Here is a 21,877-nt window from a genome sequence, read left to right as displayed (position 1 = left end):
TCTTTCAGGCGGCGAAGCCGATGTTGGAGACGTATTCGTACTGGCCCCATTGGCTGCCGAGGTCGGGCAGGACGTCGGTGGCCCATACGTCGTCGAGAGTCTGCTGGTCTCTGTTGGCCCAGGCGGTCACGATGCGGTCCCAGCGCCGCACGTTCAGTTTCCGGAACTCCACGACGCGCTGGTGCGGCCTGGCGACCTGGGACTGGTTGAAGGGGTGGATCTCCACCCTCGTGCCGCCGCAGGAGTTGAGACGCCGCAGGAGGTGGCGGGCGACGTTGTGGCGGCGCACCGTGCGGTAGACGGCGTCGATGCGTTCCAGGTTGGCCTTCGAGGGGCGGCGTTTGCCGTCCAGCCATGTCTTCAGGGTCCGGTCCGTGACCGTCAGCCCTTGTTCACGGGCGGCCTGGAGCATCCGCGGCGTCTTGGTGAGGTAATGGAGGCGGGCGAGCAGGCCGCGCGGGGCGGTGACGGGAGTCGTGATGAAGTCGACGAGGCCGTCCAGGCGGCGGGCGACCACCTCGCTGCCTCTGGTCCCGCGGGCACCGTATTTGCCGAACTCGAGGTTCTTCTCGGGCACTCGCCCCTCCTGCCCCTGACGGTGACCGTGGCTTGGGCCAGCGCACGGCCCTGGCCTGGATACCGGTGTCAGGAGGGCGGTTGTCATCCAGCTGAGCGCAGCCACTTCTGGTAGCTGACGGCATTGAGGTCGGGATGCTCAACGCCGGTGTACCACCGCACCACAGGTGGTTCGGGTGTCTTGTTCCGTTTCCTGTGGCGGGTTTTGGGGTGGGGCCAGGGCGGGGCGGGCTGCGGCGGACGCAGGCGGAACTGCTCGGCAAAGGTGGTCAGGTGCGGTAGGGCCCGCGGCGGGCCGGCGGAGAAGAGGGAGTCGTCGCCGCGCGGCGACAGATGGGCCAGGTTGGCTGCCGCCCGCAGGAAGCACCTGGCCCAGGGCGGGACGGTGTAGGTGGCGCAGTGCGAAATGTAGCCGTCGGAGGACGAACCGCCGTAGCGGGTGAAGCCGGGGCCGTGAAGGGTGAGGGTGGCGGCGTCTTCGTCGAGGTGGTTCACGTGAACTGTGTCGAGCTGGGAGACGGAGGTGCCGGTGAAGACTGCGGTGGCCAGGGCGGCGGCGATCTGGGGTGCGGCGGTGCGGGCGCCCAGGCGGTGGGCGATCTGGTCCATGCCGTAGGCGCGTTCGGGGACGTAGGGGCGGTCGGCTGGGGGTGGAGTACAGCGGCAGGCGGGGAAGTCCCGGCGGAAGTTGAGGAAGGCCAGGGCCGGCACAGTGATCCAACGGCCCTCGGCGCCACGGCGGGGCGCAGGAGTAGTGGGGGCTTTTGCCAGCAGGTCGCCTGTCGGACCCTCGGTGGAGACGGTGTGGTGGTCGACGTCGTGTAACGCGGTGCGCATCACGGCGGGCGGGCGTCGGGTGTGGCAGACGGCCACCAGGTGCACTCCGGTGCGCAGGCGCAGGGTGAGCAGTGCGGACCAGCTCTTCTGGTCCAGGAGGTGGGCGCGCAGCACGGTGATACGGGTGATGGGCAGGGCGAGAATCCAGGCTGCTGCGATGTTCACGACGGGCGGTCCCTGGGCGCCCCAGTCGCCCGGCAGTTCGGTCGGCTTGCCGAGGGCGGCGAGGATGTCGAGAGCGAGCGCGGTACCGGACGCGGCGGGCGTGGGGTGGACGGTGATCCGGCCGGCGGCTGGATGGTGCGCGGCCAGCGCGGCGCGGATGACGGCGGCGTCGTCGGCGGGGTTTAGGAGCACGGTGACGGGCGGCGCGGCCGGATAGATGACCCTTCTGCTCATGCGGAGTTCCGGGCGCGAGCGCATCGGGTGGACAGGGCGAGGGCGAAGCGCAGATCCGGGTGGAGAACGGGGATGCGCGCCGTGGAGCGGGCATCCAGCAGACGGCGCTCGGTGAGATGGGCCAGGGCCGACGCGCTCAGCGGGGCACGGCCTGCGGTGGCCGGATGTCCGCTGAAGGCCGCGGCCAGGAAGGCTGCTTGTTCCAGGGTGAGGTCGCCCGGCGCGGCGTTGTCGGTGTGGGCGAGCAGCACGGCGCGCTCGCTCGAACTCAACGTGTGGGGGCTTGGGGGCGGTTCGGCCGGCCGGAGCGGCGGTGTACGACGTGGCGGACGGCGCTGGGGCGCGGGTGAGTCGCCGGTGAGCTGGTGGCAGCGGGCGCGGTGGTGCCAGTCGGGCCCGTAGTGCGCGTGGGTGAGCGCGGGGATGGGCAGTGCCGCGTCCTTTGCGAGGGCGTCGAGGCGGTGGCCGAAGGAGAGCTCGAACAGCGGGAAGTGGTCCGCGGCATGGCCCAGGCGGCGAAAAGAGCGGGCGGCGGCGAAGACCGGGCGCACGCGGGGCGGGATCACGTAGCAGACGCCGGGCGGTTCACTGGGCGAGCCGTGCCCGGGGTGCCACACGTCGGGGACGGTCAGCCGCGTGCAGCGCGCGTCGAGGCCCGAGAGCGGGGTGGCGCGCAGGGCGTCGGGGTGGGTGCCGGTGAACAACAGGGCGAGGATCGCCGCGAGTTGGACCGGGTGGGCGATGCCCCGGCTGGCCTGGTGCAGGACGTACCCGGTGACGGGGCGGGTGGTCAGCCCCGGTCCTGACGCACTGTCCGGGACCGGGGGCGTCTGAAGGAGCAGACCGCTGGTGAGGAAGCCGGCCTGGGCGCCTCGCAGCCGGGCCACCGTGTGCGCCCGGCTGGGGCTGGTGGCGGTGAGGCGGGCCAGGAAGAGCTCCGTCTCCTGGCGATGGGCGGCCTGCGGGACGCGGGCGCAGTGGGTGCGGGCCGCGTACAGGCCAGCGTGGTACTGCGCGTCGACGCGGGCGAAGCCGTCCTCGTCCAGACGGTGGTGGGCCTCGGCGCGGAAACGAGTGAAAGAGCATTTCGACAACTCAGTCAGCGCGGGCAGTTGGGCGAAGCGGTCCGGCGGCAAAGCAGCGGGGCTCGGGAGGGGCGCCGGAAGCGGCGGCAGGGCGGGGCGGGTGAGCAGCGGTGCGAGGGGCGGCGGGTCGGGGTCCAGGCCGTTGCTCTTCAGGAGGGTGTGCAGTCGCCGGGCGGCATGTTCGGTGGCGCAGTGGGCGAACAGGAGCAGGGAGATTCCGGTCCCCTCCCGCAGGCAGGCGAGACGCCGGACACCGGGCGGGGACGTCGCAGGCAGCGCCGGGCGGTGCGAGAGTACGGGCGCCCTGCGCAGCCCGGCGCCGCGTTCACGCCCTCCACCGGTTGACCACGAACCGGTCCCCGTCCCTGCGGATCTCCGCCGCGCCGGGACCGGGAAAGTGCGCGGGAATCACCAACTCCCCCTCGTCGGCCGCTCGTTGCAGTACTCGGACCCTGCTGGCAGCCGACTGTGTCCGGTCCACGCACATCGCGCTGCTGCAGGTCGGCGCGAGGAACTGCACCGGACTGTGCAGCAGATCTCCTACGAAGACGGCCCGGTCCGCGCCGGAGGCGAGCCGTAGCACGGACGAGCCCGGGGTGTGCCCGGGCGCGGGCTCCAGGACGAGACTCGCGTCGACGCGATGCGAGTCCCCATCCCACAGCACAGCCTGCCCTGCCTTCACCACCGGCGCGACACTGTCCGCGAAGAGGAGAGCGTGATTGCCGTGCGGGGTGCGGGCAGCGCCGCCAGGTCCGTAGAAGTCATGGTCCACACGCGGCACGAGATACGTGGCGTTCGGGAACGTCGGTACCCAACTTCCGTTTTCCTCCACGGTGTTCCAGCCCACGTGGTCGCCGTGGAGATGCGTGTTGATGACGAGGTCGACGTCCTCGGGACGCACCCCTGCCCGCGCGAGCCGGTCGAGGAAGTCGGTGTCGAGGCCGGAAAAGTGCGGGGTGGCCGGACGCTCGCGGCCATTGCCCACCCCCGGATCGACCACGATGACCTGGCCTGCGCTGCGCAGCACCCACGCCTGCACGGCGGCGAGCACCGCGCCGCTGCCGGGGTCCTGGAAGTGCGGGGCGAGCCACTCCTCGCCCGCACGCCAGGTGTCCTCGATGCCGGGAAACAGGTCGCCGGGCGCCCCGAACGGCCCGCGCACCTCCTCGACCCTGATGATCTCGATGTCGCCGAGCGTGATGCTGTCGATGTCGCTATCCATGCCGGCCACACTAGGAACGGCAGGGCGAGCGCCTCAATGCTTGATGGGATCAGACCGATACGTGATCGGCTCACCTGTCCGGGCGCCCTCCGGCTACGCTCCCCGCATGGACGTGGTCAGCGACGCGATAGCCGCCGTACGAACGGGCTATCCGCACGCCAACAGGCTCCAGGTCAGCGGGCGTTGGTGCGTACGCCTGGCCCCGTACGAGGGAGCGGGCTTTCACGTGGTGCTCACCGGTGACTGCTGGCTGCGGACCGACACCGGCACCGCCCTCGCCCTGCGCCCCGGCGACGCGGTGCTGCTGCCGCACGGCGCAGGCCACATACTGGCCGACGCCCCAACAGATCCGAGCCGCGCCACACGTTTCGACACGGCCCGGGAGCCTCCTGTGGCACCGGCCGGGCCCAGCACGGTGGAACTCCTGTGCGGCAAGTACCGCCTCGACCACAGCCGCTCCCACCCCCTGCTCGCCGAACTGCCCGACGTCGTCCATCTGCCGCACGACGACCCCCACACCCCTGAACTCCGCTCCGCCGTCAACCTGCTCGCCGGCGAAGCCGCAGCCCCCGGCCCCGGCTCCTGCGCGGCCCTACCCAGCCTCCTCGACCTCCTCCTCATCTACATGATCCGGGCCTGGACCACACAGGCCCCGGCCGCCGCTCGCTGGCCCGCCGCCCTCGCCGACCCCGTCGTCACCGAAGTACTGCGCCTGCTCCACACCGACCCGGCCCACCCCTGGACCGCCGAGCACCTGGCAACCCGCGCAGGCGTCTCACGCGCGACACTCAACCGCCGGTTCACCACCCTGGTCGGCCGCCCCGCGATGTCCTACCTGACATGGTGGCGGATGAACCGCACAGCAACCCTCCTGAGCACAACAGACGCCCCCCTGCAATCAGTGGCCAAGGAAGTCGGCTACAGCTCGCCCTACGCCCTGTCACACGCATTCCTCAGAGAATTCGGAGTAACCCCAGGCCGATACCGGACAAGCCGCGCAACACCCCACTGACCATCACCTCTCCAGCCCCCAGTCCGATGCCGCCGAAACCGCCACGAACTCCCTTGCCGGGCACCACAGCACTTACCGACCCTTGCACGCCGACCCGCACCCCAGGTTCGACCCGCGCCTCCCCGCCCGACAACCGACTGCCGAACCCGCGCATCCCCACCAAGAACTCTTCACCTGCGCGAACTCACAGGGCTAAGAGAGAGCGAGGAACTCCCCTGCCACCTGGCCCAGTTCCACCACCCCCCATGACACATCCCGGATTCCGGCACCGCAAACACAGCCGGGACGCGAGCGGGCGAGCCAAATGAAACCGGACCCGCCTCACAAGTCCGGCCCGCACCCGGATCTCCACATTGGTCGAGTCGAGGAACACCCGCGCCCCGCGGCCAGGTGCTGCTCCAGGAAGGCGTTCTGCCGTGCGACCGCGGGGGGGCACCGACTGGTCGCCCGCGCAGCCATCGTGTTCACGGCGAAGTGTGCTCCGGGCTGCGGCTGGGACAGTGTCGAGTCCAGCGAGGGCAGCTGGTACATCGTGCGCACGTTCGCGGATTTCCTCCGCCAGCTGGACGAGGTACCGGCCCACGCAGCGGCGAGCCGACCACGGTCTGACGAAGACGACAATGACCCCCGAGGCGTGTTCAGTCAGGTGATGACCGGCTGCCCGCTGGAGGGCTGCGTCAGTTCAGTTGCGTTCAGCAGTCACGGTGCTCCAGTCTTGGCGCGTTGCCCACTGCGCGAAGGGCGTCGTGGTCAGGCCGTAGGCGGCGGCGTGGTGGGGGCGTGCGGGGTAGCCGACACGGTTGTTCCAGCGGTCGCCGAACGCTGCGGATACGCCGCTACGCTGCGTCTTCTCTTCCAGGAGATGAAGTCGGTGCTGATCTCGCGGCCGGTCACCTGGGAGAGGACGTCGGCCATCTGCGGGTAGGTCAGCGCATCGCCGGCGAGGTCGATCTCGGCCTCGTGGAACCTGTCGGGCTCGGCGACGGCGGCGGCGACAGCGGCACCCAGGTCGTCGGCGCAGATGAGCGCCAGTTCGGTCTGCGGGCTCATGGCGGTGACCAGTTTGCCGTGAGGCAGCTCGGGGGCCATGTAGTCACGGCGGGGCGGGAGGAAGTTCTCCATGTACCAGGCGGGCTTGAAGACGGTCCAGCGGTGCAGCCCTGAGCGACGGATGGCTTCCTCGGTCTCTTCCTTCTGGTTCCAGTATTCCTCCATCACCGGATCGTTGATCTCGAGGTCCGGGTGCTGGGCACGCCATCCGGTCGCCGACACCGATGTGTGCAGGAGCTGGGTGATGCCGGCGCGCTGGGCCGCCGTGACGATGTTGCCGGCCTGGCGGCTCTCGGCGGGGTCGGCCGGGTCGATACTGGCCAGCTGCACCGAGAAGACCGCGTCGTGTCCGGCGCCGGCCGCGTGCAAGGAGGCGACGTCCTCCAGGTCCCCGGTGGCCAGGGCGGCGCCCAGCGCGGCCAGGGCCTGGGCGGGAGCCGAGGAGGGTTGCGCACCAACGCGGTGACGGGGTGTCCCGCGCGCAGGAGCGCGCGGGCGACAGCGCCGCCCTGCATTCCGGTCGCCCCGGTGACCAGCACCTTGGCCTTGTCGTGGGATGTCATGGTGAGCCTGCTTTCGGTTGATCGTGCTTTCTGGTGTCTGGGCACGGGACTGTCGGACTCGGCACGGCATCGCCGGGCCGGCCAGGACGGGCGTGGCCGGGGGGTTCTGGGGTCTCGGCTTAGAACACGAGCACGGGCCGGCCCCGCACTCCGCCTTCCTCGATGAGCCGGTGCGCTTCAGCGACCTGTTCAAGCGGGTAGGTCCCCGCGACGCGGAGCGTGAGGGCACCGGATTCGGCCTGGTCGCGCAGCCGCGTCAGAGCGGCTGTGTCGCGGATGCGGTCGTAGACGAAGACGGGGAACCAGCGCACGCCCCGGGCGGTGGCGCCGGTGAATCCCTTGACGGTCGCGATGGCGCCGCCGTCGCGTACCGCTGGGGCTACCGCGTTGCCCATCGACCCGCCGTCGATGACTCCGTCCGCACCGTCGGGGCGCAGCCGGCGGACCGCGTCGGGGAAGTCGTCCCCGCGAGGGAGTACATGATCGGCGCCCAGGCTCGTGACGAGGTCACGGTCCCTGTCCGCTGCGTCGGCGATAACCGTCAGCCCGGCCGCTTTGGCCAGCTGCACGGCGTAGCCGCCGATCCCGCCGGCGGCGCCGGTCACCGCCACCGTCGCTCCCGGGGCCAGGGCCAGCGCGTCCAGACCCATCTGCGCGGTGAGTGCGGCCATCAGCAGGGTCGAGGCAGCCGTCAGGTCGACGCCCTTCGGCGCGCGGACCACCGATTCCGCCGGTACGACCACGTACTGCGCCTGCCCGCCCAGAGCCAGCTTCGGCTCCGTGACCGCTATTACCTCGGCGCTCAGGGCCAGCTCCGGTCGTGTTCCCTCTCCGACCTCGTCGATCGTCCCGGCGATCTCCCAGCCCACGACGTACACGTCCGAGGGCGGGTTCATCTCCGGGCTGTACTTGGCGGAGAGCCCGGTGCGGATGTTGACGTCGGCCGGGTGTACAGCGGCGGCGGCCACCTTGATCCGTACCTGCCCCGGTCCGGCGTGCGGTTCGGGCAGCTCCAGCACCCGCATGACCTCGCGGCCGCCGAACTCGGTGAAACCTACGGCCTTCACTGCGCCACCTCACTATCGCTGACTGCACCCTCGAACCCGAGACGCAGATGTTCCGGGTATTCAGCGACGTTAACAGCCCGGCTATACTCGAAACAAATCAGTCCTAGTTCGGCGAGGAGAGCCCCATGCCACAACCCGGTGCACAGCTGCGGCGGCCTTCCGGCCTCTCCGGACCGCCCCGCGATCCCGCCCGGGACGCCCGAATCCTGCACGCCGCAACGGAGCTGCTCGCCGAAGGCGGCTACCCGGCCATGACCATGGACAAGGCCGCGGCACGGGCCGGGGTGGGCAAGGCGACCGTGTACCGCCGCTGGCCCTCGCGCGCCGAACTCGCCGCGGAAGCCCTCAGCCACGCCGGACTCGCCGACGACGTCACGCCGGTCATCCTCGGCAACGGGCACCTGCGCGACGAACTCCTCGCCACGCTGGCCAGCGCCATCGGCAGCCAGGACACCTCCCGGGTCGACCTGGTCTCGGCCCTGCTGGACACCGCTCGCCAGGAGCCGGAGCTGTGCAGCCTCATCCGCGTGCGCTACGTCGAGTCCCTGCACCAGGCACTCGCCGGCGTGCTGGCCCAAGCGGTCCAGCGCGGCGACCTGCCCTCCCGACCCAACCACCCCCAGGACGGACACGCGATCGCGGTCTCCGCCGCCATCGCCCTCCTCGTCCACTGGGGAACCATCCACGACCGTCCGATCAGCGACGAGGACATCGCACAGATCGTCGACGGCGTCCTCATGCCCCTGCTCCGATAGCCCCTGGGCCACGCCGTGCCCGTGCACGCCAGTGAGCGGTGACGTCGACTGCGACGCGGCGTCGGCTGATCATGCCCACCGGCAAACGCTCCCAGGGCTCACTCGTTCTCGTCGGTACTCGGCCCTCCGCTCCTCTCGGTCAAAGGCCGGACGTCACCACTGCTCAACACGCTGAACTTGACAGAGAAGCAGCCGCTGATCTCTTCGCGCAGCACATCGAGGCAGACGACGATGGCGACGTCGTCCAGGGCGGAGGCCAACGTCGATTCCTCCGAACCCGCCGCGCCCACGGCGACGATGAGCGTGCCCGGCTCCAGGACGCGCAGTACGGCGGCGTCGGCAGACGTGGTGCCGGGGTCTTCCTGCGGGTTGTGCACGGCGGTCCATCGGTCCGGCCCGCCCACGCGCGTGTGGAGCCAGCCGAGGCGTGTGCCGATGATCTGCTCCGCCCAGTCCATCGCTGCTTCGACGTCGCGGACAAAGGTGCGCTGGAAGGCCTCGTGGCAGTCGAGGTATCGGCCGTCGCGATGAAGCATCCAGCCCCCGACGGCGCCGCTCAGGTGGGCGGGGGCAAGGGTGTAGCGCGGGAACGTTGTTCCTCCAGACCTGAAGAAACCCCCGGCGGTTGCCGGGGGTTGAGGGCGGAACGTATCGGGTTGGCCGGGCAGCGGGGGGCGTGCTGAAGCGCGACAGTTGTCACCATCGGCGGCCACCGACTTGTGACTTCGGCGCGGCGAAGCCACGGCGTTTGTCACCAGGTCGGCACGCCACTTGTCACCAGCAGCGTCGAAAGCACGGCAGTTGTCACCAGCTCCGGTGCCCGTCGGCCATCTGCCCCGCTCGGCGGCTTCTCCTGGTCCTGTCGCATTCCGAATGCAAGGGGCAGGGATCTGACCTGCGGGACTGTCAGTTGGTTTGGGAATGCGATGTGGGCGTCGTTCATAAACGAGTTGGCCTCACGGAAGCCGGACCTCGGTTTGCAGGGTAAACAGGGGACGGCCTTTGTGCAGACTGAATCCTCTTGGCCGGGACAGCAGGTTGCCGCGCCCAACCATGTGATTCGTGCTTCGTACCGGGATGCCCGGTAGGGGTGGCGGTCCTACCCGAGTGCCGGCTCGCGGGCCTGGGCGGCGGAGATGAGCCCGGCCAGAGAGGTGCGGGTTTCGGACAGTGCGCCGATCCGTTCGTCCAGACCCTGGAGGTGTTCTTGAAGAGTCTCCAGCTTGCATCCGGCGACCGTGCCGTCCTGGCGAACGCACGGCAGCAGGTCGCGGATGACCCGCGTCGGCAGGCCGGCGTCCAGCAGCGCGCGAATGCGGCGGACCACGGCGGGGGCGTTGTCGTCGTAGCGGCGGTGGCCGCTGTCGAGGCGATAGGCCTCCAGTAGGCCTTGCTCCTCGTAGTAACGCAGCAGTCGGACTGAGGTGCCCGTCGCGGCGGCGAGCTCACCGATCTTCATGTGGTGCTCCTCACAACCTCTTGAACCTCACATTGATGTGAGATCTTAGCCTGACGGGCATGACACACACAGATCGCCCCATCGCCCTCTATGGTTTCTTGCGGCCCAGGCCGGAGCGCGCGGACGAGGTCCGGCGCATCCTCTCCGCCTTCGTGGGACCCACCCGGCAGGAACCCGGCAACCTGGAGTACCACCTCCACGAGCACGAGGACGGCACCTTCTTCCTGTACGAGGTCTGGCGCTCGCAGGAAGACCTGGACCGGCACAACGCGACGCCCCCGCTGCGCGCCTTCCTGGAGAACCTGTCGACTTTCCTGGCAGAAGCCCCGGAGGGCCACTTCGACACCATGCTCAGCCCGTACCCCGACACCGAACCGGCTGCCGCCTGAGGAGATGCCAGCGGCAGATGCCGCGCAGCCAACCGCGCGGGGCAGGGCTCAGCCTCTGCGATCTGCTGTCCTGTCGCAGTTCATCTGGCAGGTAGAGGGCTGCTGACCTACTGGCGTGCCATGTCACTTGAGAACGTTGCCCCACGGCATTCTCGAACAACATGGCTTTCGCGGAATCTACTGACGGCAAGAAGGTCAGTTCAGCCATCCTGCTCGTCGGTCAGATTGCCTCTGATCGCCCGGGGACGGTGCCGTGGTTGGTGGTGGCGCTTCCTCGGGCAGCAGGCACCAACCGAGGTGCGCGGTGAGGAACGTGGCGATCTCGTCCGTATTGGTGCACTCCGCGGGCAGGTCGTCTGGCCGGGGCTGGTAGAGCCCAATCAGTTCATCTCGCAGCCGAGCGTCCAGGAGCGGTGCTTGGTAGCAGTCGATGGTCCCTCGATAGAACAGCCAGTCGAAGACCCGGACAGCCGAGCAACGGCCAGACTGCGGCAGTTCCGCCAGATGCCTGTCCTGCCAGGAGCCGACGTAGGCGTAGTGCGCTTGCTTCAATGCTCCGTCGAGGGTCGGAGTGGGGAGATCCTTGAGGTTCCAGTAATTACAGGCTTCGGCTTCAGGTATGGGTTCCGGGACGGCGGCAAGCCAGAGACGATATTCGAACATCGAATGAGCTTGACAGACCATTTCACCTGGGGTGCCCAGTCATCTGACCCATCGACCAGTTTTCTCGCCTTCGGTCCTACGGAAGTCGGGATCTAGTACTCCAGCTGTAGATCGTGATCTTCATGTCTGATTCGCAGCTTGTCGCCGATAGTGGCTGGTGCGGGACCGGGCTTGATGGCGGCGTCGCCAGTCGGACCAGCCAAGAGATCGTCTCAAGTGGCTTGATCACTAGGCTGAATGCCGTGACAGCGATGGTGAAGCGTCTGGTTCCAGACGGGTTGTGGGAGTTGTTCCAGCGGGCGGTTCCGGCGGCGCCGGTGCGGCCGCAGGGTGGGGGAAGGCGCCGGTATGGGGACCGGCAGGTGCTGGCTGCCATCGTGTTCGTGGCAACGACCGGCTGCACGTGGCGACAACTTCCGCCGGGCTTCGGCCCGTCCGGGCCGACCGCGCACCGCCACTTCACCGAGTGGAGCCAGGCCCGCGTATGGGGCAAGCTCCACCGCCTGGTCCTGGACGAGCTCGGCGCACGCGGCGGACTGGACTGGTCGCGGTGCGCGATCGACTCGGTGAACATGCGAGCCCTCAAAGGGGGACCTGACGGGCCCGAATCCCGTAGATCGCGGCAAGAAGGCATCGAAGATCCACCTGATCACGGAGCGGACCGGTCTGCCCTCTCCATTGGGATCTCGGCTGCCAACACCCACGACAGTCAGGGTCTGGAGCCTATGGTGCGGGGCATCCCACCCATCCGCTCCCGCCGCGGGCCGCGCCGCCGTCGACCGGCCAAGCTGCACGGTGACAAGGGCTACGACTTCGACTGGCTGCGCACGTGGCTCCGCTCCCGCAGCATCACACCGCGCATCGCGCGCCGGGGCATCGAATCCTCCCAGCGCCTTGGCCGTCACCGTTGGACCGTGGAGCGCACGGTGGCGTGGCTGTCCGGATGCCACCGTCTGCACCGCCGCTACGAGCGCAAGGCCGAACACTTCCTGGCGTTCGCCGGCATCGCAGCCGCCCTGATCTGCTACCGCAGGCTGACAGCCTGACCGGCGAGACCTCCGAGCTGGAATGATCCTGTCGCAAAGACGACACAAGCCAGCGAGGAACGCCATGACCGACTACCTGGCCGCCGCCATCGCGATGCTCGGCCCGGCCGAGAACCGCTACGCCGACCCCGCCGCCTGGGACCGGCTCCACACCGAACTCGACATCCGGCTGCCGACCGACTATCAGACCCTCGTAGACGCATACGCTCCCATCCAGCTCAACGGCCACCTGTACCTGCACCACCCCGCAACCGAACACTGGAACCTGGGTGACTGGATACGCGGGACGGTCCGTGCCTGGTCCGAAGTCTCCTGGGACAAGCTCGACCCGGACGAGGACCCCCGCCTGCTCTTCGGACTCTCAGAGTTGAGCTTCGGTACGCGGAACGGACTGTGGCCGATCGCCAGCACCGACCGCGGCGAGACCCTGTTCCTTGTAGCCGCGGACGACACAGCGCCCTGGATTCTGATCGAGGACGGCGAGGGCGGCTGGGCACGGTTCGACATGAGCTTCGCCGAATGGCTCTACCGGTACCTCATCGGCGAAGACATGGCCGGCCCCAACACCTCCGCCTTCTACCCCGGCCCGGTACAGCTGTGCCGACTTCCGATGACCGCTGACGAACGGCCGGAGCCATGGAGCGGGCCTGACCGCGGTATGTGACCCCGCACGCCACGACAGCCGCAGGCGCCCTCCCAACTGCCTGGAGAACCAAATGAGACGACCTCTAAGCCGGTGGGCTGCCTCGTGGACCGGCCGGACGACGAGCGTGTTGAAGAGGCGCTGGATCTTGTTGCAGGACAGCGGGACCAGGTCGGCCGGTCCGGGACGGCCGGCGTGTTCGTCAGCTCGGACGATGGCAAGGAAGGCGTGGGCCAGCATGGCGAGAGTGACCTAGCGGACCCAGGAGGCATAGCGCCAGACCTGGTGCTCATCGAGTCCAGCCAGGCCCTTTCCCGTTTGGAAGGTCTCCTCCACCCGCCATCTCGATCCGGCGACCCGCACCAGCGTGGCCAGGGGCACCTGGGCAGGCGACCAGCAGCGGTAGTAGGCGAGTTCTCCGGTGGTGCGGTTGCGGCGAATGAGCAGCTGATGAGAACCGGGCCGGGGTTCGGCCAGGCCGATGATGGCCCAGTCGTAGAAGCGGTGGCCCTTGGCGCCGGCCCCTGCCGACAGCTTCTGCCAGGCCCGTTTCGGCACCTTCGCAGCCAAGGCGTCCGTGCGGAACTTTCCTGCATCGGTGGTGACTTCGGCCGAGCAGGCGGTGGCGAGCACGGAGCCGACTCCGTGCTCCTCCAGCGCGGTCCGCAGTTTCGGGTTACCGCCGTAGACCTCGTCTGCCGCGACCCAGTCCACGCGGTGCCCGGCCTCCAGGAATCGGCCGATCATGCGAGTGGCTAGTTCCGGCTTGGTCGCGAAGGCGGTGTCCTCGCCCAGCCCTACGGCCCGGCAGCGATCCGGGTCGCAGGTCCAGGAGCGCGGGAGGTACAGCTCGCGGTCCACCGCCGCGTGCCCGCGCAGTCCCGCGTAGACGAGGTAGACGGCGACCTGGGCGTTCTCGATCCGGCCCGCGGTGCCGGTGTATTGGCGCTGGACACCGACGGTGTGGGTGCCCTTCTTCAGGTCGCCGGTCTCGTCGACTACGAGGACTGCCTGGTCGTCATGGGACTGCTCCACTACGTAGTCGCGAACGTCGTCGCGCACCACGTCGGCGTCCCAGGAGGCCCGGCACAGCAGATGCTGCATGCCGTGCGGGGTGGGTTCCCCGGCCCACTCGGCGATGCTCCAGCAGTTCTTGCGCGGCAGGTTCGACGGCAACCCGAGCACCAGCCGCCTGGCTCGGCGCCGAGGCTCAACCCGGGCGAACCGGCCGGCTATGCGCCCCATAAGGGCCTCGAACCCCTCCTGCCAGCGGGCAGGGTCTACGCTGTGACCTGCGGCCACCGCATGATCGTTTGTCCACACACCGATGATCAACGGTGGCCGCTCCTTGTTGCGAGCAGGAGGAGCATCGTGCAGGTGGCCGGAGTCGACATCTACGTGAATCACCCCGTGCTGCACCTAGGAGCGACCGACTGGGTTCCAGTCTCGCTCGCTCTGGAGGCTGCCCCTGCGGCCAGCTGTGACACCCACGTGGCTGTTCGGGTTCGAGCTCAGCGGCGACTGATCAAAGTGCGTATCTTCACGCAGCCACAAGCGCCGGAGGCCGAAGGACCCGACCCGGAGTTCACCACGGTCTTCGACGGCTCCCTCCTGCTGCCTGACGGCCGCATCGCAGTCGGCGATGTCGAGCAACTGACCCGCTTCGTGCATCGAGTGGGCGACCGCGGTGAGTTCAACGTGCGCGTCGCAGTGGACTCGCCGGGGCCAGACGCCAGCGCCATCGACATCACTGTCACCCGTCCCAGCGAGTGATCTGTCGAGACAGCCACCTCGGCGCATGCAGGCCGCTCGACAGCTGGCCCGTTCGCGAGCAAGATCACGATCTACAGCTGGAGTACTAGGTAGAGGCAGAACCTCCGGTGGAGGGGGTCCTGGGTTCCGAGGGTGGTGTAGATCCGCGCGAATCGTCGGCTCAGGTCGGCGGTCGTCGGCCAGCAACTCGGGCGGCACCGAGGGGCCCTGATTCCACAGGCGCACGGGTTCGCCCTGGTTGATGTACAGCTGCCCCGATGGCATCGGTTGGACGCTGATCAGGCGCTGGACCCGCGCCCCGGCCAGGCAGTAGAGGTTGTTGTCGGCGTACTGAGCAAGGTGCTCAGGTAAGTACGGATAAACGTGCTCAGTTGGATCGCTATTGGAGTGCATACTCGCGGAGCTCCGTGCGACGATCGCTGGGTGGAGAGTCCTGGTCCGTCGTTTCGACGACGTCTGCTGATCGAGTCGCTGACGGTGCTGGCAGCTGATGCTTCTGTCCAGGTGGCCTGGCTGGAGAAACATCGTGTGGCGACGGACGAGATCGCTTTGGACTTCGATCACGCATTCCGGATGGCCGAGAGGCTGGTCGAAGAGGACCAAGTCGGCCAGGGTGCTCTGCCCGATCTGCGTGAGATCGATCTGGTCTTCAGCGGGATGAGTGGTGCAGAAAGCGCTGGTCGGTGGGCAAGGACTGCCTTGTCCACCGACGCAGGATGGGCCCAGGCACGTCAGTTGGCCCGCCAAGTCCTCGTCGCGGAGCTTGGTGAATGGAACCTGCCTCTGCCGGAGATCGACGTCATCCGATAACCGGGTATCTGTGGGTCAGGCGACGTTCGTGTCGCGTTCGATGGCGGCGAGTCGGTTCTTCAGACGGTAGCTGGGGCCGTTGATCGAGACGACGTCTCAGTGATGCAGGAGCCGGTCGAGGATTGCGGTGGCCAGGACTTCGTCGCCGAAGACTTGGCCCCATTCGCTGAAGGTCTTGTTCGAGGTCAGGATGATCGACCCCCTTTCGTAACGTTTGGAAATGACTTGGAAGACGAGGTTGGCTTCGGCTCGTTCGAGGGGCTGGTAGCCAACCTCGTCGACGACGAGAACGCTTGGCCGCAGGTAGGACCGGAGCTTGCTGGTCAACCGGCCCGCGTCTTCTGCCGCTTTGAGGTGTCGGACCATGTCGTCGAGGGTGGTGAAGTAGATCGAGAACCCGGCTCGGCAGGCCGCGACCGCCAGGGCGACGGCGATATGCGTCTTGCCCACTCCGGGTGGCCCCAGCAGGGCTGCGTTGGCCTTGGCCTCAACGAACGAGAGGGTGGCCAGGTCCTTGACCTTGCGCGGGTCGAGTTCGGGCTGGAAGGAGAAGTCGTAGTCGTCCAGCGTCTTGTGGTGCGGCAGCTTGGAGAGCCTCAGCCCTTGGCGGAAGCGGCGGTCGTCGCGAACGGCGAGTTCCTCGGCCAGCACCAGGTCGAGGAGGTCGAGATAGCCGAGCTTGCCCTCCTCGGCCCGCTCGGCGTACTGATTCAGGCTCTCGGCCAGGTGGGGCGGCCGAGCTTGGCGGCCGTGCTGCGGATGCGGGCGGTGACCAGCTGACTCAACGGACCTCCTTCGGCGTCGAATTGGTGGTGAAGGGACGGGTGCCGGTCAGCTCGTCATAGACCGACAACGGGCGGGTGCCGACCTTGATGCGGGCGGCGGTAGCCCGGTTGAGCAGGGCCTTGAGCGGCCCAGCCTCCTCGCCGAGCGGCTCCTCGTGGCGAGGCTGGAGCGGGATGTCACCGGTGGTGACCCGGCGGTTGTCCCCCTTGGGGAGACCGTCCCAGTGCGTTTCGTCCACGATTCGGGCGCCGCGGCCAACAGCCCTTGCGTGGACGGCCAGCAGGGTCTCGCCGTTGGCGTCCGGGACGGTGGAGTGGAGCATGACCTGGGACTTCGTGGCCCGGATCTCGACGAGTTGGCGGGCGCGGACCTTGCGGGCCGGCACCGAGTAGAGGTTCGCGTCGAAAGCGACCAGGCAGTCCTTGCCGACGTGTCGCAGGTGCCGTTGCGTGACCACATAGGGTGCCTGCGGAAGAGGCTGCAGAGCCACGTGATCGCGGACTGCCCGGTTGCCGATGACTTCGCCATGGGTGCGGTGAGTGCGCGACCGGCGGTCGGGAACCCAGGCCATGAACGCGGCATCCATCTCCTCGAGGGAGGAGAAGGCCCGCCCCGCCAGCACGTGGTCGCGGACGATGTCGACCTGCCGTTCGACCCGGCCCTTTCCCGTCGGCCGATAGGCGGCCAGCACGTCGATGTCGAAGTCGTAGTGTCCGGAGAATGCAACCGCCTCAGGATGCAGGGGGACAGCCTCTCCGGGGGCGACATGCCTGCGGACCACGGTCTTGGTCCGGTCATAGACGATCGCCATCGGAATGCCACCGAAGTGTGCAAATGCCTGGCGGTGGCAGTCGAAGAACGTCGCCAAATCCTGGCTGGTGGTAAAGCAGCAGAACGGATCACGCGAGTAGGACAAGGTCATGTGGAACGAATAGACCTTCGGGGTGCCCATGTGGGCGAGGACCTTTCCCTTATCACCCCAGTCCACCTGGGCCTGGGCCCCTGGGACCACCTCGAACCGGCGGTGCAGTCCAGCCAGTTCATCAGGTGCAATGCCCAGCTCGGCCGCGATACGGGGCCTTGCTTCCTGCAGATAGAGCTTCACTCGCTGGTAGTTGCCGGCGAAGCCGTACTCCTTCACCAGCCGCTCGTGGATTACCGCTCCCTTGATCAGGATCTCGGCTCGCAACATGGCGTCGATCAGCGGCGCGACCTCGTCCACCACGCGCCTGCGAGGCTGCCCATTGGGCGCCCGCCGCGGCGGAGCCACCGGAGCCTGTGCCGCCAGGTATTTGCGCACCGTGCGTCGGTTGAGTCCGGTCTCCTTCGCGATCTCCGAAAGGCTCATCGCCCCGGACTCGACCAGACCGCGAAAGCGGCGAAGCTTCAACCATCGATGCTGATCCAGGACCACCGTCAGCCGCCCCTCTGCCACCCCAAGAACAGACAGCAGCAGATTGCCGACCCACCGGCCTCAGCACATCAACAACTGAGCACATTCATCCGTACGTAGCTGGGCACGTTCACGTGTACGCCGACAGTTGTCAGTAAACCAGTTGAGCGGCGGGGTGGGGCGGGCACCCGGCCGGCGTACTCCATGCGCTCAGCCTGGTCGTCCGGGATTGAGTCCGTGTCGTCGGCGAGCGCAGGAGCGGGGAAGCCGCTGGCTGCCCGTGCTGAATTCGGTCGTGTTCAGAGGCTCCAGATACGCGCCACGAAGAACCCGGCCACCGAGAGGGATCCGACCACGATGAGCAGTACCCACCAGTATGGATGCGCCCAGATTCCGCCGTCGGCCCGTTCTCGATGCGCCTCAGCGATCGAACCTTCCGCCGGCGGAGTCTCCGTCGGCGGGATGAGTGGATGAGTCATACGTCAACGGTCCCTCATCCGGCTCCGGTGTGCATGTCGAACTCGGGGCACGGGGGCGACAAAGCTCCTCTGGCCAGCTCTACGCCACGCGGTTCATGGCTCCCAACAACCGTGCAGCTGCCCATGAGGGGCCTCGCTGCCGCATTGCTGCGCTGGAGACCACGTCCAACGGCCGTCGGCCGCCGGACCAGAGCATCTGCAGCGCGTGCGGCACCGCGTCCTCGGTCAACGCGTTGGGATCCAGGGCTACTCCTACGCCTGCCCGTTCGGCATCCGCGGCCACGCTGAACTGGTCGCTCGAGAAGGGCAGCACCACAGCAGGGACTCCGGCCCGCATGCACTCGGTGAACGAGTTGGCGCCGCCGTGATGGACCATGGCGTCCATGTGCTCGAGCAGGGCTTGCTGGGGTACCTCCGGGGAGATCAGGCACCGTTCGCCGGCCAAGTCCGCCAGTACGTCAGTGCGATTGCCTGCGGCCATGATGACGCCGACGTCGTCAAACGCTCGCAGGATGCTGCGTGCCACGGTGCGCAGCACGTCATCGCGCGCGGACAAGAAGGTGCCGAGCGCTACCAGCACCAGCCGTCGGGTGCAGCCACGGAGCTGAGTCACGCGGTGGGCCCACGTTGCGGGCAAGGGGTGCTGAGGCCCCACCATGTGGCCGGCGAAGAAGTGGGCCCGTCCGCGGGGGCGCGTAGGCAGCCATGGCAATTGCGGATAGGAGTAGACCACCGCGTGCGGGGAGGTGAGGGCAAAAGCCCGCCCTGGGGGAGGCGCGGCCGGAGCCGCAGTGCGTGCAACAGCCGCGAACGCCCTGGTGAAGGCTTGGTCGTTGTCTTTGACCCAGGTGTGCAGCGCGGCCAGTTCCCGGGGGGCGGGGCGCATACGGGAGGGCCAGGCGTGCGGCATGCCGAAGTAGGCGTCCTCCGCGCCCAGCACGTAGCTGGGATGGCCAGGACACAGGGTCGCGTACGGCAGTTGAAGACAGTGAAGAGCCAGAGTGACGGCATAGCTCAGTTGGTCGACGACATACCAGTCGGCGCGTACGCGCCTGTGCAGGGTGCGCATGGCGGCGAGCACGGCTTCGGGGTCCGGGAGCATGTCCTCACGGCGGTGTGCGGCCTGTGTGATCAGCGCCGACACCGCGCCTCGCCGGGTGGCCTCCAGGAACGCCGAGAGTCGAGTTGCCTCCTGGGAGGACTGCACGGTGGACTCTGCCACCCCCGTATTCGCATTGCGCGTCACCACAAGTTCCTCGAACCGGGTGCCGGACTGTCGGGCCAGCGGCTCGAACTCGGGACCGCATGCGAAGTGGACGTCGGCGCCGGCCTGACGCAGCGCCGCCGCGAGGGAGGCTAGTGGCCTGGCATGCGAGGCGAACGGCGGACTCACCACCACGATGCGCGGCATGCTGTTCCTCTCACGACGGTCGTGCACGGTGACTGGCACAGATGGCATTTCTGGCGGGATCGCGCCCGTGGATGCACCGGGGCCGAGTGTCCGGCCGAGAAGAGCAGGAGTCGCAACCGGGCCAGGCGGCGGGTGCTCGTCGATGCTTCCGACTTCGAAGGCAATGAATTACTCATGCGATGCATCCGTCTCTGGCGTCACGCTGAAAGAGATAGAGATGGGCTGGCGAGCTACCGCGATTGATTCCAGCGGTCGTCGCCGCTTCTCAGCAGTGGGCAGTGATCGCAGGGAAAGCATCCCGTGGATGCGCCCGCCAGTTTCGTGAGGAGGGTTGATCATGACCTCTCATCCCGCTCGAACCCGCGTCCTCGTTGCTGCCGCGGTGCTTGTGGTGCCGGCGTCATTCGCGGCGCTCTCCCCCGCCTCCGACGACGACATGGACGGCCCCTTCGGGTCCGCATGCTCGACGGTGCTCAAGGACGGCGCAGGATCGTAGGACGGCATGGCCAAGGACCCGGTGGCGACGGCAGCGTTCCACAACCCAGCACTGACGACGCTGGTCAGCGTCGTGAAGAGGGCGGCTGATCGGTGAACGACTCAGCCAAGATCGTCTGTGGAGATATCGAGACGAGCCACTCCCCCGGTCCACACCATCGATACCGAGCTCATACCCATGAGTTGAGGCTCGCAGGTACCTGTCGGCCCGCAGGAACTCCCGACGGCCGCCACGCCGACACACGAAGCAGGATGGGCAGCACGCAGCACTCAACTCGCACGTCTCCTCTGTGAGGTATACGCATGGCCCCCGTCACGATGCGTGCCTTCGAGCCGTTGCGCCTCCGGGCCGGTCAGATGCTGTTCGCCCGCGTCGCCGGACCGGAAGGCCCTCGTAACCGCGCCTTGATCCACAACACTCCCGGGCCGCGCTGGTTCCCGCCAGAGAGCCCGATCCGGCGCGTTCACGCGGACAGCGCCATGTTCGTCGGTGGCCTCTCCGCCCTCTTGCTCCAAACACTTCACCCTGTGGCGATGGCCGCGGTCGCCGCGCATTCCGGCTACCGCGGCGACCCCTGGGGCCGGCTCCACCGGACGAGCACCTTTCTCGCAACCACAACCTACGGAACGGCCGACAGCGCCCAGGCCGCCTGCGACCGGGTCAACGCCGTGCACGCCCAGATTCAAGGCGTCACCGAGCAGGGCATCGCCTACCGCGCCTCCGACCCACACCTGCTCGAGTGGATTCACATCGCCGAAGTCGCCTCCTTCCTGCGAGCTCACCAACGCTTCGCTGCGCAACGGCTCACGGCCCGTGAATGCGATCAGTACGTGGCGCAGATGGCACACCTCGCCCAAGCCCTGGGGGTGCCCTCGCCCCCGCACTCCCTGCACGAGCTGCGGACCCGACTCGCCGCGTACCGCCCCGAACTGCGGGCCACACCGCAAGCCCTCGACACCGCCCGCTACCTGCTGCTCAGCCCGCCGCTCCCCGTCCCCGCACTGCCCCTCTACGCAGCGCTGGCATCCAACGCGATTGCGCTGCTGCCTCCGTGGGCTGCAGCAGAACTGCACCTGCCGCGCTGGAGGCGCGCGGAGCGATGGACGGTCCGGCCAAGCGGCCGGATCATCACCAGCTTGATCCGTTGGGCGATGCAGGTCCCCACCGAACCGTCCCGCGGCCCGGTCGCGTCATCGAGCCCCTGATCCGCGAAGGAGCGCTGCCATGAACATCAACGGAGCCCGGATCCTTCTTCCCGGAGCCACTGGTGAGCTGGGCAGTGCCCTGGCCCGCAAGCTGCACAACAGGGGCGCTCTCCTGCACCTCGCCGGACGCAACGAGACGGTGCTCCGCAGGCTTCAAGACGAGCTTCCCGGCGTGCGGACAAGCACCTTCGACGCATATGACCTGGACGCGTGTGCGGCTTTGACCCGTCGAGCTGCCGAGCAGATGGGCGGCCTGGACATCGTGGTGACCTCCATCGGTGTTCCGGCCTTCGGTCCTGCCGACCGCATCAGCGACGCCGTTGCAGAACATCTCATGACAGTGAACGCGCAGGGACCCATTGCCTTCCTGCGGGCCGCGCTCCCCCTGATACCTCCCGGCGGCGTCCTTGCAGCCATCACCGGCACAGTCGCCGGCAACCCGCCCGCTCACATGGCCGACTACGCCGCCGCCAAAGCAGCCCTTGCCGCGTGGCTGCAGGCAGTAGGCAAGGAACAGCGCAGGCGTCAGGTCACCCTCATCGATCTGCGTCTGCCACATGTGAACACTGGTTTCGCCACTCGCGCGGCCGCAGGGCGCCCACCCCACCTGCCCCCGGGACTGCCCATCGCCGCAGCCGTAGAGCTCGTGATGGATGCTCTCGCGGATGCTGAAACTGACACATGTACGGCCTGAACACCTGCGCGCCCGGCCCAGCGCTCACCACCGCCCGCTGCATCCGGTGAGTGCACCCCGACAG

General features: G+C 68.2%; 20 protein-coding genes and 4 pseudogenes. 10 read left to right on the top strand and 14 right to left on the bottom strand.

Features of this window, described 5'->3' with window-relative positions; genetic code table 11:
• Positions 1–4: 4 nt before the first annotated feature.
• From V2W30_RS39415 to V2W30_RS39400, 4 genes are all read right to left on the bottom strand, one after another.
• Positions 5–577, bottom strand: a complete 573-nt coding sequence (locus V2W30_RS39415; RefSeq protein ID WP_338692523.1) for a transcriptional regulator — start codon at positions 575–577, stop codon at positions 5–7.
• An 83-nt stretch (positions 578–660) separates the two neighbouring features.
• A complete protein-coding gene (locus V2W30_RS39410; RefSeq protein WP_338692524.1) occupies positions 661–1,812 on the bottom strand; it encodes a hypothetical protein in 1,152 nt (383 codons plus the stop codon).
• Positions 1,809–2,906 (bottom strand): hypothetical protein, encoded by a 1,098-nt coding sequence (locus tag V2W30_RS39405; RefSeq protein WP_338703410.1) that lies wholly within the window; start codon positions 2,904–2,906, stop codon positions 1,809–1,811. Before V2W30_RS39405 ends, V2W30_RS39410 begins: the two co-directional genes overlap by 4 nt.
• Before the next feature lie 316 nt (positions 2,907–3,222).
• Positions 3,223–4,119: an MBL fold metallo-hydrolase gene (locus V2W30_RS39400; RefSeq protein ID WP_338692527.1), complete on the bottom strand. Its 897-nt coding sequence runs from the start codon at positions 4,117–4,119 to the stop codon at positions 3,223–3,225.
• Between the two features lie 106 nt (positions 4,120–4,225).
• Here V2W30_RS39400 and V2W30_RS39395 point away from each other — a divergent pair, with 106 nt between their 5' ends.
• Positions 4,226–5,131 (top strand): AraC family transcriptional regulator, encoded by a 906-nt coding sequence (locus V2W30_RS39395; protein WP_338703409.1) that lies wholly within the window; start codon positions 4,226–4,228, stop codon positions 5,129–5,131.
• A 750-nt stretch (positions 5,132–5,881) separates the two neighbouring features.
• Here V2W30_RS39395 and V2W30_RS39390 read toward each other — a convergent pair.
• Together V2W30_RS39390 and V2W30_RS39385 are read right to left on the bottom strand one after the other, a co-directional pair.
• Positions 5,882–6,744, bottom strand: a pseudogene (locus V2W30_RS39390) (NmrA family NAD(P)-binding protein).
• 119 nt (positions 6,745–6,863) lie between these two features.
• Positions 6,864–7,811 carry an NADP-dependent oxidoreductase gene (locus V2W30_RS39385; RefSeq protein ID WP_338692531.1) on the bottom strand — a complete coding sequence of 316 codons (948 nt, stop codon included), beginning with the start codon at positions 7,809–7,811 and terminating at the stop codon, positions 6,864–6,866.
• Positions 7,812–7,936: 125 nt separating this feature from the next.
• Between V2W30_RS39385 and V2W30_RS39380 the strand changes: the two genes are divergently transcribed.
• The gene (locus V2W30_RS39380; RefSeq protein ID WP_338692533.1) at positions 7,937–8,566 is read left to right on the top strand and encodes a TetR/AcrR family transcriptional regulator; all 630 of its coding nucleotides are present in this window, start codon (positions 7,937–7,939) and stop codon (positions 8,564–8,566) included.
• A 98-nt stretch (positions 8,567–8,664) separates the two neighbouring features.
• Here the strand turns inward: V2W30_RS39380 and V2W30_RS39375 are convergent, their stop codons facing one another.
• Positions 8,665–9,102 (bottom strand): hypothetical protein, encoded by a 438-nt coding sequence (locus V2W30_RS39375; RefSeq protein ID WP_338692535.1) that lies wholly within the window; start codon positions 9,100–9,102, stop codon positions 8,665–8,667.
• Positions 9,103–9,665: 563 nt separating this feature from the next.
• Positions 9,666–10,025 carry a MerR family transcriptional regulator gene (locus V2W30_RS39370; protein ID WP_338692537.1) on the bottom strand — a complete coding sequence of 120 codons (360 nt, stop codon included), beginning with the start codon at positions 10,023–10,025 and terminating at the stop codon, positions 9,666–9,668.
• Between the two features lie 59 nt (positions 10,026–10,084).
• On the opposite strand from V2W30_RS39370, the gene V2W30_RS39365 reads away from it, so the two are divergent.
• Complete coding sequence (locus V2W30_RS39365; RefSeq protein WP_338692539.1) at positions 10,085–10,414, top strand: putative quinol monooxygenase; 330 nt, start codon at positions 10,085–10,087, stop codon at positions 10,412–10,414.
• Positions 10,415–10,609: 195 nt separating this feature from the next.
• Here V2W30_RS39365 and V2W30_RS39360 read toward each other — a convergent pair whose 3' ends face one another.
• Positions 10,610–11,077 carry a hypothetical protein gene (locus tag V2W30_RS39360; RefSeq protein WP_338692541.1) on the bottom strand — a complete coding sequence of 156 codons (468 nt, stop codon included), beginning with the start codon at positions 11,075–11,077 and terminating at the stop codon, positions 10,610–10,612.
• Between the two features lie 242 nt (positions 11,078–11,319).
• Between V2W30_RS39360 and V2W30_RS39355 the strand changes: the two genes are divergently transcribed.
• A complete protein-coding gene (locus V2W30_RS39355) occupies positions 11,320–12,123 on the top strand; it encodes an IS5 family transposase (protein ID WP_425244649.1) in 804 nt (267 codons plus the stop codon).
• Positions 12,124–12,187: 64 nt separating this feature from the next.
• Complete coding sequence (locus tag V2W30_RS39350; protein WP_338703407.1) at positions 12,188–12,787, top strand: SMI1/KNR4 family protein; 600 nt, start codon at positions 12,188–12,190, stop codon at positions 12,785–12,787.
• Positions 12,788–12,946: 159 nt separating this feature from the next.
• Here V2W30_RS39350 and V2W30_RS39345 read toward each other — a convergent pair.
• A pseudogene (locus tag V2W30_RS39345) lies at positions 12,947–14,011 on the bottom strand (IS701 family transposase); the annotation flags it as partial.
• Between the two features lie 126 nt (positions 14,012–14,137).
• Between V2W30_RS39345 and V2W30_RS39340 the strand changes: the two are divergent.
• Together V2W30_RS39340 and V2W30_RS39335 are read left to right on the top strand one after the other, a co-directional pair.
• Positions 14,138–14,539, top strand: coding sequence for a hypothetical protein (locus V2W30_RS39340; protein ID WP_338703405.1), 402 nt, complete (start codon positions 14,138–14,140; stop codon positions 14,537–14,539).
• Positions 14,540–14,962: 423 nt separating this feature from the next.
• Positions 14,963–15,349 carry a hypothetical protein gene (locus V2W30_RS39335; protein WP_338703403.1) on the top strand — a complete coding sequence of 129 codons (387 nt, stop codon included), beginning with the start codon at positions 14,963–14,965 and terminating at the stop codon, positions 15,347–15,349.
• Between the two features lie 15 nt (positions 15,350–15,364).
• Here the strand turns inward: V2W30_RS39335 and istB are convergent.
• The 4 genes and pseudogenes from istB to V2W30_RS39315 all read right to left on the bottom strand — a co-directional run bounded on the left by istB (position 15,365) and on the right by V2W30_RS39315 (position 19,418).
• Positions 15,365–16,134 (bottom strand): annotated as a pseudogene (istB, locus tag V2W30_RS39330) (IS21-like element helper ATPase IstB).
• Positions 16,131–17,549 (bottom strand): IS21 family transposase, encoded by a 1,419-nt coding sequence (istA, locus tag V2W30_RS39325; RefSeq protein ID WP_338703402.1) that lies wholly within the window; start codon positions 17,547–17,549, stop codon positions 16,131–16,133. The pseudogene istB and the gene istA overlap by 4 nt, the downstream one beginning before the upstream one ends.
• A gap of 278 nt (positions 17,550–17,827) precedes the next feature.
• Positions 17,828–18,007 (bottom strand): DUF6480 family protein, encoded by a 180-nt coding sequence (locus tag V2W30_RS39320; protein WP_338703398.1) that lies wholly within the window; start codon positions 18,005–18,007, stop codon positions 17,828–17,830.
• 79 nt (positions 18,008–18,086) lie between these two features.
• Positions 18,087–19,418: a glycosyltransferase gene (locus V2W30_RS39315; RefSeq protein ID WP_338703396.1), complete on the bottom strand. Its 1,332-nt coding sequence runs from the start codon at positions 19,416–19,418 to the stop codon at positions 18,087–18,089.
• 337 nt (positions 19,419–19,755) lie between these two features.
• Between V2W30_RS39315 and V2W30_RS39310 the strand changes: the two are divergent.
• From V2W30_RS39310 to V2W30_RS39300, 3 genes and pseudogenes are all read left to right on the top strand, one after another.
• Positions 19,756–19,998, top strand: a pseudogene (locus tag V2W30_RS39310) (fasciclin domain-containing protein); the annotation flags it as partial.
• 218 nt (positions 19,999–20,216) lie between these two features.
• Complete coding sequence (locus tag V2W30_RS39305; RefSeq protein WP_338703395.1) at positions 20,217–21,119, top strand: oxygenase MpaB family protein; 903 nt, start codon at positions 20,217–20,219, stop codon at positions 21,117–21,119.
• Positions 21,120–21,138: 19 nt separating this feature from the next.
• A complete protein-coding gene (locus V2W30_RS39300) occupies positions 21,139–21,813 on the top strand; it encodes an SDR family NAD(P)-dependent oxidoreductase (RefSeq protein WP_338703393.1) in 675 nt (224 codons plus the stop codon).
• The last annotated feature ends 64 nt before the right edge of the window (positions 21,814–21,877 follow it).

This window comes from Streptomyces sp. Q6, assembly GCF_036967205.1.
GTDB classification, from domain to species: domain Bacteria; phylum Actinomycetota; class Actinomycetes; order Streptomycetales; family Streptomycetaceae; genus Streptomyces; species Streptomyces citrinus.
Note: the sequence above shows the minus strand (reverse complement) of the source record. Positions and strands in the feature narration are given on the sequence as shown.

Bases quoted from the DNA above. Each gene is read 5' to 3' on its own strand.
- V2W30_RS39300 (WP_338703393.1), top strand. From the start codon at position 21,139: ATGAACATCAACGGAGCCCGGATCCTTCTTCCCGGAGCCACTGGTGAG.
- V2W30_RS39375 (WP_338692535.1), bottom strand. From the start codon at position 9,102: ATGCTTCATCGCGACGGCCGATACCTCGACTGCCACGAGGCCTTCCAG.
- V2W30_RS39400 (WP_338692527.1), bottom strand. From the start codon at position 4,119: ATGGATAGCGACATCGACAGCATCACGCTCGGCGACATCGAGATCATC.
- V2W30_RS39370 (WP_338692537.1), bottom strand. From the start codon at position 10,025: ATGAAGATCGGTGAGCTCGCCGCCGCGACGGGCACCTCAGTCCGACTG.
- V2W30_RS39365 (WP_338692539.1), top strand. From the start codon at position 10,085: ATGACACACACAGATCGCCCCATCGCCCTCTATGGTTTCTTGCGGCCC.
- V2W30_RS39320 (WP_338703398.1), bottom strand. From the start codon at position 18,007: ATGACTCATCCACTCATCCCGCCGACGGAGACTCCGCCGGCGGAAGGT.
- V2W30_RS39395 (WP_338703409.1), top strand. From the start codon at position 4,226: ATGGACGTGGTCAGCGACGCGATAGCCGCCGTACGAACGGGCTATCCG.
- V2W30_RS39315 (WP_338703396.1), bottom strand. From the start codon at position 19,418: ATGCCGCGCATCGTGGTGGTGAGTCCGCCGTTCGCCTCGCATGCCAGG.
- V2W30_RS39360 (WP_338692541.1), bottom strand. From the start codon at position 11,077: ATGTTCGAATATCGTCTCTGGCTTGCCGCCGTCCCGGAACCCATACCT.
- V2W30_RS39305 (WP_338703395.1), top strand. From the start codon at position 20,217: ATGGCCCCCGTCACGATGCGTGCCTTCGAGCCGTTGCGCCTCCGGGCC.
- V2W30_RS39380 (WP_338692533.1), top strand. From the start codon at position 7,937: ATGCCACAACCCGGTGCACAGCTGCGGCGGCCTTCCGGCCTCTCCGGA.
- V2W30_RS39350 (WP_338703407.1), top strand. From the start codon at position 12,188: ATGACCGACTACCTGGCCGCCGCCATCGCGATGCTCGGCCCGGCCGAG.
- V2W30_RS39410 (WP_338692524.1), bottom strand. From the start codon at position 1,812: ATGAGCAGAAGGGTCATCTATCCGGCCGCGCCGCCCGTCACCGTGCTC.